Source organism: Citrobacter sp. KTE30 (assembly GCF_000398825.1).
Taxonomy (GTDB): Bacteria; Pseudomonadota; Gammaproteobacteria; order Enterobacterales; family Enterobacteriaceae; genus Citrobacter; species Citrobacter freundii.
Genome location: NZ_KB976058.1, coordinates 14,637 through 27,095, shown reverse-complemented (window position 1 = coordinate 27,095; position 12,459 = coordinate 14,637). Strand labels below are relative to the sequence as shown.

The window sequence follows — 12,459 nt, the reverse complement described above, 5'->3', positions numbered from 1 at the left end:
ATGTTACGTATTGCCGACAAAACGTTTGATTCACATCTGTTCACCGGTACCGGAAAATTTGCCTCATCGCAGCTGATGGTCGAGGCGATTCGCGCCTCCGGCAGCCAGCTGGTGACGCTGGCGATGAAGCGCGTGGATTTGCGCCAGCATAACGATGCCATTCTGGCCCCGCTTATCGACGCGGGCGTGACGCTGCTGCCTAACACCTCCGGAGCGAAAACCGCTGAAGAGGCGATTTTCGCCGCCCAACTGGCGCGTGAAGCTCTGGGCACAAACTGGCTGAAATTAGAAATCCACCCGGATGCCCGCTGGCTATTGCCGGATCCGATTGAAACATTAAAAGCTGCCGAAGCGCTGGTGAAACAGGGCTTTGTGGTGCTGCCCTACTGCGGTGCGGACCCGGTACTGTGCAAGCGGCTGGAAGACGTGGGCTGCGCGGCGGTGATGCCGCTCGGCGCACCTATCGGCTCTAACCAGGGGCTGGAAACCAAAGCGATGCTGGAGATTATTATCCAACAGGCGACCGTGCCGGTGGTGGTTGATGCAGGCATCGGCGTCCCCAGCCACGCCACGCAGGCGCTGGAAATGGGCGCCGACGCGGTGCTGGTCAACACGGCAATCGCGGTAGCCGACAGCCCGGTGATGATGGCCACCGCTTTCCGTCTGGCAGTTGAAGCAGGTCTTTTGGCGCGCCAGGCGGTACCTGGAAGCAAAAGCTCGCAGGCAAATCCCACAAGCCCGCTAACCGGATTCCTGGAGGCCTTCGCATGAAAACGTTCAGCGATCGCTGGCGACAACTGGACTGGGACGACATCCGCCTGCGCATCAACGGTAAAACCGCCGCTGACGTGGAGCGCGCCCTCAACGCTTCGCATCTTAGTCGCGACGATCTGATGGCATTGCTCTCTCCTGCCGCCGCCGATTATCTGGAGCCGCTTGCGCAACGGGCGCAAAAGCTCACCCGCCAGCGTTTTGGCAACACGGTGAGCTTTTACGTGCCGTTGTATCTCTCCAACCTTTGTGCCAACGACTGCACCTACTGCGGTTTTTCGATGAGCAACCGTATCAAACGCAAAACGCTGGACGAAGATGAGATACAACGTGAGTGTGCGGCTATCCGTGAGCTGGGCTTTGAGCATCTGCTACTGGTCACCGGTGAACATCAGGCCAAAGTGGGGATGGATTACTTTCGTCGCCATTTGCCTGCCATTCGCCGCCAGTTTGCCTCTTTACAGATGGAAGTACAGCCGCTGTCAGAGGCTGAATATGCGGAGCTGAAGACGCTGGGGCTGGATGGCGTGATGGTGTATCAGGAGAGCTATCATGAGGCGATTTACGCCCGCCACCATCTGAAGGGGAAAAAGCAGGATTTCTTCTGGCGACTGGAAACGCCGGACCGGCTGGGTCGCGCAGGGATCGACAAAATCGGTCTTGGCGCGTTGATTGGTTTGTCCGACAGCTGGCGGGTTGACTGCTATATGGTAGCTGAACATCTGCTGTGGATGCAGCAGCATTACTGGCAGAGCCGCTACTCTATCTCCTTCCCTCGCCTGCGCCCATGCACCGGAGGCGTTGAGCCTGCATCGATCATGGATGAGCGACAGTTGGTCCAGACCATTTGCGCGTTTCGTTTACTGGCACCAGAAATTGAGCTGTCGCTCTCCACCCGCGAATCGCCATGGTTTCGTGACCATGTGATCCCGTTGGCAATCAACAACGTCAGCGCCTTCTCAAAAACCCAGCCCGGTGGTTATGCCGATAACCACCCCGAACTGGAACAGTTCTCCCCGCACGACGATCGTCGCCCGGAAGCCGTTGCTGAAGCACTGATGGCGCAGGGATTACAGCCCGTGTGGAAAGACTGGGACAGCTATCTGGGACGCGCGGCACAGTTGCCCTAAGTCCAACGCTATCGCATAAACAAAAAAACCCGCTTTCGCGGGTTCTTTCTTCACTGGTGCTTAACTGCTCGGGCTCTGGCCTTCATCGCTATCGTAAGCCTTCGTGAAATTATCGGCGTTTACAGCGCGACAACGTTAACAGCAGACGGGCCTTTAGCGCCATTCTCCACGGAGAACTCCACCTTTTGACCTTCGTCTAACGTTTTAAAATCGTTACTCTGGATAGCGGAAAAATGCACAAACACATCCTTGCTACCGTCCTGAGGAGTGATAAAGCCGAAGCCTTTATCAGAGTTAAACCATTTTACTAAACCAGTCATTTTGTTAGACATAGATACTTCCTTTCATGTTTTTGAGCCGCTTATGCAGCGAATATGGCCTGTTTTGCAGAAATTAACTTATGGGGCACTTAGGGAGGAGGCTCATGAAGAAGAGTATCTGAGGATAACGCTTGAACTGAGAACTGCTTTACTAAAACTGCTTGCATAAGGTCTGTGTTCCAAACCGATGCCGCTATAGTAGACCTACTTCTAATCATTAAGCAAGCATTAATTTTTTTAATACCCACTGAGTGATGCAATGTTGAACCAACGCGGCTAAGCATCCTGGATAACAGCTTGATCTACAATGAACAAAAGCCCCGACTATTGCAGTCAGGGCTTTACGTTACTACACACTTCAAATTTAACATTAATAAACTTAACGATTTAATACTGCTGATGGTACTACTTTAAAATGTACACGTTTACTACAGATAATATTGGATTTTGATACTAACTAAAGCTTTCCTCTATTTACCGTTAAACACATTCCACCCGCTTGATAATAGAACTCAAGGCTGGTGACCTAAACAAGTACACTTCCCCTCGCGACATATACTCTTTGATGCGTTGCCTTATTTCCCTCGTGATAACCAAAAAGCAGAAATCACTAACAATTACTATTAAATCATGGCGTTACATCGTCGCGTTTTACTGATTTTTTGCGATTAGATATATCAACTACGTGGCCTGAAAGCATTGTCGAGGTGAAAAAATAGCGTTTTCAGCATCGACTATCCCATACAAAAAATACTTCGTGGCCTTTATCGCAAACCCCAATCAAGCTCTACTAACACTTACTACGTTAACAGCAAACTACAATTTCTCCGCTGTTAAGTATTAACATACGGGTTTAAAAAGCGCTGTCAATACTGTTTTTTATAACATGTCTTTATTGACAGTAATTATATATTCCAGCATGTGATAAGCGAGTCAAAAAGCCGCTGGTCCCGGTCCAGATCGCAGGGTTTGGCCTCTTTTTGTAACCGGTTTCAGAAAAAGCGGCTTTCTTTGTGATGCCTTGCACACAATCGTTGCAAAGCAGTTGTTGCTATAGCTGGCTCGCGATAATTATCAACTCACACATGTTGATCGAGACTGCTTATGAAAAACATCGTTTTATGCTGTGCCGCCGGAATGTCCACCAGCATGCTGGTGCAAAGGATGAAAGATGCCGCCCAGAAAAAAGGCGTCGACGTCACTATCAAAGCCGTCCCGGTGGCCGAGTTTGAAGAGAATATCGCTACAGCGGATATCGTTTTGCTCGGTCCACAGGTTAAGTATGAACAAGCCAAGCTACAGGCGATCGCCGACCCACTAGGCAAAAAGGTCGCCGTTATCGACATGATGGATTACGGCATGATGAAAGGCGATGCGGTACTGGACAAGGCGCTGAAACTACTGGAGTGATGGTATGGAAGAGTTAGAAACGATCATCATGGAGTTATTGGTAAACGCTGGCGCTGCACGCAGCCAGGCCCTGACGGCATTGCAACTGGCGCGTAAAGGTGATTTCTCCGGTGCAGAACAAGCGATGACGGAATCACGCGAGTACGTTAAACAAGCGCATAAAATCCAGACCCAGCTGATCGGAATTGACGAAGGAACCGGCAAGCTACCGGTTAATCTCATCACCGTCCATTCGCAGGATCACCTGATGAACGCGATGGTGATTCAGGATTTGGCGGGAGATATGATTGAGCTTTATCGGCGGTTACCGCCGGTAAATTAATGACACTGCCGGATGGCTTCGTAGCCTCGTAGACCTGATAAGCGCCATCAGAAATAAACCTGGACATAAAAAAACCCGCCGAAGCGGGTTTTTTATTATGGTCGGCAACGATTAATCGTTGTCAGAACCGCCCAGGCCTGCGTTCAGCAGTTCTGCCAGGCTGGCAGACGCATCTTCAGCAGTCACCTGCGGTGCAGCTGGCAGTTCGCCCGCTGCGCGACGGCGCATACGATCCTGGTGGTACGCGTAACCGGTACCTGCCGGGATCAGACGACCCACGATTACGTTCTCTTTCAGACCGCGCAGTTCATCACGTTTACCTGCAACAGCGGCTTCGGTCAGGACACGCGTGGTTTCCTGGAACGATGCTGCAGAGATGAAGGACTCGGTTGCCAGAGACGCTTTGGTGATACCCAGCAGATCGCGGGAGAACGTTGCACCCACTTTGCCGTTCGCTTCCAGCTCGCGGTTAGCGATCTTGACGCGGGAGTATTCAACCTGCTCGCCTTCCAGGAAGTCGGAGCTACCAGCGCTTTCGATGGTGGCTTTACGCAGCATCTGACGAACGATAACTTCGATGTGTTTATCGTTAATCTTAACACCCTGCAGACGGTATACGTCCTGAACTTCGTTAACAATGTAACGAGTTACAGCATGCACACCACGCAGACGCAGGATGTCGTGCGGCGCTTCCGGACCGTCGGAAACAACGTCACCACGTTCTACACGTTCACCTTCGAACACGTTGAGCTGACGCCATTTCGGAATCATCTCTTCGTACGGTTCGCTACCGTCTACCGGGGTGATAACCAGACGACGTTTACCTTTGGTTTCTTTACCGAAGGAAATGATGCCGCTGATTTCAGCCAGGATTGCCGGCTCTTTCGGACGACGTGCTTCGAACAGGTCAGCAACGCGCGGCAGACCACCGGTGATATCCTTGGTACCGCCGGATTCCTGCGGAACACGCGCCAGGGTGTCACCAGAACTGATCTGTACGCCATCTTCCAACTGAACAATCGCTTTACCCGGCAGGAAGTACTGAGCAGGCATATCGGTGCCTGGGATCAGAACGTCGTTGCCCTGAGCATCAACAATTTTCAGTGCCGGACGCAGGTCTTTACCACCCGCAGTACGCTCTGCAGAATCCAGAACCACCAGAGAAGACAGACCGGTCAGCTCGTCGGTCTGACGAGTAATGGTCTGGCCGTCGATCATGTCAGTGAAGCGGACGAAACCACTCACTTCGGTGATAACCGGCATGGTGTGCGGATCCCAGTTTGCTACGGTTTCGCCGCCAGCAACCTGTTCGCCATCACCTTTCGCCATAACGGAGCCGTAAGGCACTTTATAGCTTTCTTTGGTACGGCCGAATTCGTCGATCAGTTTCAGTTCGGTGTTACGTGAGGTGATAACCAGTTTACCGCTGGAGTTCACAACCGACTTCGCATTGCTCAGACGGATGCTACCTTTGTTTTTCACCTGAATGCTGGATTCAGCAGCCGCACGAGATGCCGCACCACCGATGTGGAACGTACGCATCGTCAGCTGTGTACCCGGTTCACCGATGGACTGTGCCGCGATAACGCCGATTGCTTCACCTTTGTTGATGATGTGGCCACGCGCCAGGTCACGACCGTAGCAGTGCGCACATACACCAAAGTCGGTGTCACAAGATACAACAGAACGGACTTTGACGGAGTCAACGGAGTTCTCTTCCAGCAGGTCACACCACTGTTCGTGCAGCAGCGTGTTGCGTGGAACCAGAATATCCGCCGTACCCGGCTTCAGAACGTCTTCAGCAGTCACACGACCCAGAACGCGATCGCGCAGCGGCTCTTTAACATCACCACCCTCGATAACCGGGGTCATGGTGATGCCTTCCAGAGTGCCGCAATCGTCTTCAGTAACAACCAGGTCCTGCGCAACGTCGACCAGACGACGAGTCAGATAACCGGAGTTCGCTGTTTTCAGTGCGGTATCCGCCAGACCTTTACGCGCACCGTGAGTAGAGATGAAGTACTGGAGTACGTTCAGACCTTCACGGAAGTTCGCGGTGATTGGCGTTTCGATGATGGAGCCATCTGGCTTCGCCATCAGACCACGCATACCGGCCAGCTGACGAATCTGTGCTGCAGAACCACGCGCACCGGAGTCGGCCATCATGTAGATGCTGTTGAAGGAAACCTGCTGCTCTTCTACGCCGTCACGGTTAATAACAGTTTCGGTTTGCAGGTTATCCATCATCGCTTTGGATACACGATCGTTCGCCGCAGCCCAGATATCGATAACTTTGTTATAGCGTTCGCCCGCGGTTACCAGACCGGACTGGAACTGCTCCTGGATCTCAGCAACTTCAGCTTCCGCTTCAGAGATGATCTCGTGTTTCTTCTCTGGGATGACCATGTCATCAATACCAACAGATGCACCTGAACGCGCTGCATAAGCAAAGCCGGTGTACATTGTCTGGTCAGCGAAGATAACGGTCGGCTTCAGGCCCAGAATGCGGTAACAGGTGTTCAGCATTTTGGAGATAGCTTTCTTGCCCAGCGCCTGGTTAACGATGGAGAAAGGCAGACCTTTCGGTACGATCATCCACAGAATGGCGCGACCAACGGTCGTGTCTTTCAGACTGGTGTGCGCAACGAATTCGCCGTTTTCATCTTTTTCGTATTCAGTGATACGCACTTTAACGCGCGCATGCAGAGAGGCCAGACCTGCGCGATAGATACGCTCAGCTTCTTTCGGGCCAGTCAGCACCATGCCTTCGCCTTTGGCGTTAACACAGTCACGGGTCATGTAGTACAGACCCAATACAACGTCCTGAGACGGAACGATGATAGGTTCGCCGTTCGCCGGAGACAGGATGTTGTTGGTAGACATCATCAGCGCACGCGCTTCGAGCTGGGCTTCCAGCGTCAGCGGTACGTGAACAGCCATCTGGTCACCATCGAAGTCGGCGTTATATGCCGCACAAACCAGCGGGTGAAGCTGGATAGCTTTACCTTCGATCAGTACCGGTTCAAATGCCTGGATACCCAGACGGTGCAGTGTTGGTGCACGGTTCAGCAGTACCGGGTGTTCGCGGATAACTTCGTCCAGGATATCCCAAACGACAGCTTCTTCACGCTCAACCATTTTCTTAGCGGCTTTGATGGTGGTGGCCAGGCCACGCAGTTCCAGCTTGCCGTAGATGAACGGTTTGAACAGTTCCAGTGCCATTTTCTTCGGCAGGCCGCACTGATGCAGACGCAGGTATGGACCTACGGTGATTACAGAACGACCGGAGTAGTCAACACGCTTACCGAGCAGGTTCTGACGGAAACGACCCTGCTTACCTTTGATCATGTCGGCCAAAGATTTCAGAGGACGTTTGTTAGAACCGGTGATCGCACGACCGCGACGACCGTTATCCAGCAGGGCGTCAACCGCTTCCTGCAGCATACGTTTTTCGTTGCGTACGATGATGTCCGGCGCAGCCAGATCCAGCAGACGCTTCAGACGGTTGTTACGGTTGATAACGCGACGATACAGATCGTTCAGATCCGACGTTGCGAAACGACCACCATCCAGCGGAACCAGCGGACGCAGATCTGGCGGCAGAACCGGCAGAACGGTCAGGATCATCCACTCTGGCTTGTTGCCAGACTGTACGAAGGCTTCCAGCAGTTTGATACGCTTGGTCAGCTTCTTACGCTTGGTTTCGGAGTTGGTTTCGTTCAGCTCTTCGCGCAGAGTTTCACACTCTTGCTCCAGATCCATGCTCTTCAGCAGGGCCTGGATTGCTTCCGCACCCATCTTCGCGTCAAATTCGTCACCGAACTCTTCCAGCGCGTCCAGATACTGCTCTTCAGTCAGGATCTGTTGACGTTCCAGGTTAGTCATACCGCCTTCGATAACCACATAAGATTCGAAGTACAGTACGCGTTCGATATCACGCAGCGGCATATCAAGCAGCAAACCGATACGGGACGGCAGAGATTTCAGGAACCAGATGTGAGCAGTCGGAGACGCCAGCTCGATGTGGCCCATACGCTCACGGCGTACTTTGGTCTGGGTCACTTCAACGCCGCACTTCTCACAGATCACACCACGGTGTTTCAGGCGCTTGTACTTACCGCACAGGCACTCGTAGTCTTTTACCGGCCCAAAGATACGGGCGCAGAAAAGGCCGTCACGTTCAGGTTTGAACGTACGGTAGTTGATGGTTTCCGGCTTCTTAACTTCACCGAAAGACCATGAACGGATCATGTCTGGCGAGGCCAGAGCAATTTTGATCGCATCAAACTCTTCGGTTTTAGTCTGCGCTTTCAGAAACTTTAATAAATCTTTCACGGATTTGCTCCCGTCGGAGTTAGCACAATCTGGCGCTGGCTGTTACGCCAGCACCAGTGACCTGTTTGATCGAGAGTTACTCGTCTTCCAGCTCGATGTTGATACCCAGCGAACGAATCTCTTTCAACAGTACGTTGAAGGATTCCGGCATGCCTGGTTCCATCTGATGGTTGCCGTCCACGATGTTTTTATACATCTTAGTACGACCGTTCACGTCATCAGACTTAACGGTGAGCATTTCCTGCAGGGTGTATGCTGCGCCATATGCTTCCAGCGCCCACACTTCCATCTCCCCGAAGCGCTGACCACCGAACTGCGCCTTACCACCCAGCGGCTGCTGAGTAACCAGGCTGTAAGAACCGGTAGAACGCGCATGCATCTTGTCATCAACCAGGTGGTTCAGTTTCAGCATGTACATGTAGCCAACGGTAACCTGGCGCTCGAACTGCTCACCTGTACGACCGTCGAACAGTGTGATCTGACCGGAAGTCGGCAGGCCACCCAGCTGTAACAGTTCCTTGATTTCAGACTCTTTCGCACCGTCGAATACCGGCGTTGCGATCGGCATACCTTTTTTCAGGTTTTCAGCCAGACGCAGAACTTCTTCATCACTGAAGGTATTCAGGTCAACTTTCTGACGAACATCTGAACCCAGATCGTAAGCACGCTGGATGAATTCGCGCAGTTTCGCGACTTCCTGCTGCTGTTTCAGCATGGCGTTGATCTTATCGCCGATACCTTTTGCAGCCATACCCAGGTGGGTTTCAAGGATCTGACCGATGTTCATACGCGATGGTACGCCCAGCGGGTTCAGTACGATATCTACCGGCGTACCGTTAGCATCGTGTGGCATATCTTCGATCGGGTTGATCTTAGAGATTACACCCTTGTTACCGTGACGACCTGCCATCTTATCACCAGGCTGGATCCGACGTTTAACCGCCAGATAAACCTTAACAATCTTCAGCACGCCCGGTGCCAGATCGTCGCCCTGAGTGATTTTACGGCGTTTCGCTTCGAGTTTTTTCTCGAATTCGTGTTTCAGTTCGTCGTACTGCTCAGCCAGTTGTTCCAGCTGATTCTGTTTTTCTTCGTCGGTCAGGCCGAGTTCTAACCAGCGGTCGCGTGGCAGTTTGTCGAGCTTCTCAGCTTCAACACCACCGGAAACCAGCACAGCGTAGATACGGCTGAACAGGCCAGCTTCGAGGATCTGCAGTTCTTCAGACAGGTCTTTTTTCGCCTGCTTCAGCTGCATCTCTTCGATTTCCAGCGCACGTTTGTCTTTTTCTACGCCATCGCGAGTAAAGACCTGAACGTCGATAATCGTACCGGAAACACCGTTTGGCACGCGCAGAGAAGAGTCTTTAACGTCAGACGCTTTCTCACCGAAGATCGCACGCAGCAGCTTCTCTTCTGGCGTCAGTTGGGTTTCACCTTTCGGCGTTACCTTACCAACCAGAATGTCGCCACCGGTCACTTCCGCACCGATATAAACGATACCGGATTCATCCAGTTTGGAGAGCGCAGCTTCACCCACGTTCGGGATGTCAGCGGTGATCTCTTCTGGCCCCAGCTTGGTGTCACGGGACACACATGCCAGTTCCTGAATGTGGATGGTGGTGAAACGGTCTTCCTGGACAACACGCTCGGATACGAGGATGGAGTCTTCGAAGTTGTAACCATTCCATGGCATGAATGCCACGCGCATGTTCTGGCCCAGCGCCAGTTCACCGAGGTCGGTGGACGGACCGTCAGCCAGCACATCACCACGTTCAACCGGCTCGCCCAGAGATACGCAAGGCATCTGGTTGATACAGGTGTTCTGGTTAGAACGGGTGTATTTGGTCAGGTTATAAATGTCGATACCTGCTTCGCCCGGGTACATCTCGTCTTCGTTAACTTTGATAACGATACGGGAAGCATCCACGTACTGAACAGTACCGCCACGTTTAGCAACTGCAGTAACACCGGAGTCAACGGCAACAGCACGTTCCATACCGGTACCAACCAGCGGCTTATCAGCGCGCAGAGTCGGAACCGCCTGACGTTGCATGTTCGCACCCATCAATGCACGGTTGGCGTCATCGTGTTCCAGGAACGGGATCAGGGACGCACCGACGGATACCACCTGCTGGGTGGATACGTCCATGTAGTCAACCTGATCACGGCTGAACAAGCTGGATTCGCCTTTGCTACGGCAGGTAACCAGATCTTCTACAAAGTGGCCTTCGTCATCCAGGTTGGAGTTCGCCTGAGCGATAACGTAGTTGCCTTCTTCGATAGCAGACAGGTAATGAATTTCGTCAGTTACAACACCGTCGGTCACTTTACGGTACGGAGTCTCGAGGAAGCCGTATTCGTTAGTCTGTGCATACACGGACAGGGAGTTGATCAGACCGATGTTCGGACCTTCAGGCGTTTCGATTGGACATACGCGACCGTAGTGAGTCGGGTGTACGTCTCGAACTTCGAAGCCTGCGCGTTCACGGGTCAGACCGCCTGGGCCGAGTGCAGAGATACGACGTTTGTGCGTAATCTCAGACAGCGGGTTGTTCTGGTCCATAAACTGAGACAGCTGGCTGGAACCAAAGAACTCTTTCACTGCTGCAGAAATCGGCTTGGCGTTGATCATATCCTGAGGCATCAGGGTATCCAGATCGCCCAGAGACAGACGCTCTTTCACCGCACGCTCAACACGTACCAGGCCAACGCGGAACTGGTTTTCCGCCATTTCGCCTACGGAACGGATACGACGGTTGCCGAGGTGGTCGATATCATCGACTTCGCCTTTACCGTTACGGATATCGATGAGCTTCTTCATCACTTCGATGATGTCGTCTTTGCTCAGGATACCGGAACCTTCGATTTCGTCGCGCAGCAGAGAACGGTTGAACTTCATACGACCGACCGCAGACAGGTCATAGCGGTCTTCGGAGAAGAACAGGTTCTCGAACAGGCTTTCAGCAGCTTCACGAGTCGGCGGCTCACCAGGACGCATCATGCGGTAGATTTCTACCAGTGCGCTCAGACGATCGTTGGTTGGGTCGACGCGTACAGTTTCAGAAATGTACGGACCGTGGTCCAGATCGTTAGTGAACAGCGTTTCGATACGCTTGTGACCAGACTGGCTCAGCTTAGCCAGCAGATCCAGGCTGAGCTCCATGTTAGCTGCGCAGATCAACTCGCCAGTAGATTCGTCAACGTAGTCTTTAGCCGCAACTTTACCAGCAATGTATTCAACCGGAACTTCGATATGTTTGATATCGTCTTTTTCCAGTTGGCGAATGTGGCGCGCAGTGATGCGACGGCCTTTTTCGACGTAGACTTTGCCGTTAGCTTCAATGTCAAAGGAGGCGGTTTCACCACGCAGGCGTTCCGGCACCAGTTCCATCTGCAGCTTGTTGTCGCGAATTTCGAAAACAACTTTTTCAAAGAACAGGTCAAGGATCTGCTCAGTGGTGTAGTTCAGTGCACGCAGAATAATGGTCGCAGGCAGTTTACGGCGACGGTCAATACGTACGAACAGGTTGTCCTTCGGATCGAATTCGAAGTCCAGCCAGGAACCACGGTAAGGGATGATGCGCGCGTTATACAGCACTTTACCCGAAGAGTGGGTTTTACCTTTGTCGGAGTCAAAGAAGACGCCAGGACTACGGTGCAGCTGAGAAACGATAACACGCTCAGTACCATTGATTACAAAGGTACCGTTGTCAGTCATGAGCGGAATTTCGCCCATGTAGACTTCTTGTTCTTTAATGTCTTTTACGGTGCCTTCCGGCGCTTCGCGCTCGTAGATCACCAGACGCAGTTTTACGCGCAGCGGTGCGGAATAGGTCACGCCACGGATCTGACATTCCTGAACGTCAAACACCGGTTCGCCAAGGCGGTAGCTGACGTATTGCAGCTCGGAATTACCGCTGTAGCTCTGAATCGGGAAAACGGAACGGAAAGCTGCTTCCAGACCATACTGCCCTTCAGGATCTTGCTCGATGAACTTCTGAAACGAGTCAAGCTGGATAGAAAGGAGATAAGGTATGTCCAACACTTGTGGACGTTTACCAAAATCCTTACGAATACGTTTTTTCTCGGTATAGGAGTAAACCATTAGGGTTCCTCAGCTCGCTGACAAGTCGACCCATCTGTCCGACGAAGGGACAGTTTGTGCAACACT

7 protein-coding genes are annotated in these 12,459 nt (G+C 52.4%); 4 read left to right on the top strand and 3 right to left on the bottom strand.

The window, feature by feature from the left end:
- Together thiG and thiH are read left to right on the top strand one after the other, a co-directional pair.
- Complete coding sequence (thiG, locus tag WC1_RS00080; RefSeq protein ID WP_003842025.1) at positions 1-771, top strand: thiazole synthase; 771 nt, start codon at positions 1-3, stop codon at positions 769-771.
- Entirely contained in the window at positions 768-1,901 is a 1,134-nt protein-coding gene (gene thiH / locus WC1_RS00085) for a 2-iminoacetate synthase ThiH (RefSeq protein ID WP_016151287.1), read from the top strand. Before thiG ends, thiH begins: the two co-directional genes overlap by 4 nt.
- 119 nt (positions 1,902-2,020) lie before the next feature.
- Here thiH and cspG read toward each other — a convergent pair whose 3' ends face one another.
- Entirely contained in the window at positions 2,021-2,233 is a 213-nt protein-coding gene (gene cspG / locus WC1_RS00090) for a cold shock protein CspG (RefSeq protein WP_003033098.1), read from the bottom strand.
- Positions 2,234-3,325: 1,092 nt separating this feature from the next.
- Here cspG and WC1_RS00095 point away from each other — a divergent pair.
- Entirely contained in the window at positions 3,326-3,631 is a 306-nt protein-coding gene (locus WC1_RS00095) for a PTS sugar transporter subunit IIB (RefSeq protein ID WP_003033102.1), read from the top strand.
- A 4-nt stretch (positions 3,632-3,635) separates the two neighbouring features.
- The gene (locus tag WC1_RS00100; protein WP_003033104.1) at positions 3,636-3,953 is read left to right on the top strand and encodes a PTS lactose/cellobiose transporter subunit IIA; all 318 of its coding nucleotides are present in this window, start codon (positions 3,636-3,638) and stop codon (positions 3,951-3,953) included.
- A 111-nt stretch (positions 3,954-4,064) separates the two neighbouring features.
- On the opposite strand, the gene rpoC is transcribed toward WC1_RS00100, so the two are convergent.
- Both rpoC and rpoB read right to left on the bottom strand, forming a co-directional pair.
- Complete coding sequence (gene rpoC / locus WC1_RS00105) at positions 4,065-8,288, bottom strand: DNA-directed RNA polymerase subunit beta' (RefSeq protein WP_003033107.1); 4,224 nt, start codon at positions 8,286-8,288, stop codon at positions 4,065-4,067.
- Between the two features lie 76 nt (positions 8,289-8,364).
- Complete coding sequence (gene rpoB / locus WC1_RS00110; protein WP_003033111.1) at positions 8,365-12,393, bottom strand: DNA-directed RNA polymerase subunit beta; 4,029 nt, start codon at positions 12,391-12,393, stop codon at positions 8,365-8,367.
- Positions 12,394-12,459: the final 66 nt, after the last annotated feature.

Excerpts from the sequence above, each read along its gene's own strand:
- thiH (WP_016151287.1), top strand. The coding sequence starts at position 768 with ATGAAAACGTTCAGCGATCGCTGGCGACAACTGGACTGGGACGACATC.
- thiG (WP_003842025.1), top strand. The coding sequence starts at position 1 with ATGTTACGTATTGCCGACAAAACGTTTGATTCACATCTGTTCACCGGT.
- WC1_RS00100 (WP_003033104.1), top strand. The coding sequence starts at position 3,636 with ATGGAAGAGTTAGAAACGATCATCATGGAGTTATTGGTAAACGCTGGC.
- rpoB (WP_003033111.1), bottom strand. The coding sequence starts at position 12,393 with ATGGTTTACTCCTATACCGAGAAAAAACGTATTCGTAAGGATTTTGGT.
- WC1_RS00095 (WP_003033102.1), top strand. The coding sequence starts at position 3,326 with ATGAAAAACATCGTTTTATGCTGTGCCGCCGGAATGTCCACCAGCATG.
- cspG (WP_003033098.1), bottom strand. The coding sequence starts at position 2,233 with ATGTCTAACAAAATGACTGGTTTAGTAAAATGGTTTAACTCTGATAAA.